This is a genomic window from Niveispirillum fermenti (assembly GCF_048066175.1).
Classification (GTDB): domain Bacteria; phylum Pseudomonadota; class Alphaproteobacteria; order Azospirillales; family Azospirillaceae; genus Niveispirillum; species Niveispirillum fermenti.
The window spans coordinates 1-421 of the sequence record NZ_JBLTXA010000137.1; the positions used below are offsets into that span (position 1 = coordinate 1).

1 pseudogene and 1 other annotated feature are annotated in these 421 nt (G+C 58.9%); the pseudogene reads left to right on the plus strand.

What is annotated here, in order from left to right:
* Window positions 1–53 precede the first annotated feature (53 nt).
* A pseudogene (locus tag ACM9LZ_RS26040) lies at window positions 54–421 on the plus strand (transposase); the annotation flags it as partial.
* Window positions 335–421 (plus strand) — a sequence feature (AL1L pseudoknot). This feature is flagged as partial in the annotation. (Overlaps the previous pseudogene by 87 nt.)

Below are 421 nucleotides of genomic sequence, written 5' to 3' on the forward strand. Positions count from 1 at the left end.
TGAACCGCGCCGGGATTGTCGGCGGCTCCAACTCCTGAGAGGATGGGGCTACGATGAGCAAGACAACGAACAAATTTTCAGCTGAGGTCCGCGAGCGGGCTGTTCGGCTGGTTTTGGATCACGAGAAGGATCATCCGTCGCGATGGGCGGCGGTTTCATCCGTGGCGTCCAAGATTGGCTGTTCGGCCCACACACTTAATGAGTGGGTCAAGAGGGCCGAGGTGGAAAGCGGCAGTCGTGCTGGTATTCCGCTGGATGTGCTGGAGAAGTTGAAGGCGCAGGAACGGGAGATCCGGGAGTTGCGCCAGGCGAATGAAATCCTGCGCAAGGCCTCGGCTTATTTCGCGATGGCGGAGCTCGACCGCCGACCGAAATGATGCTGGATTTCATTGATGTCCACCGCCAGGAATACGGGGTCGAG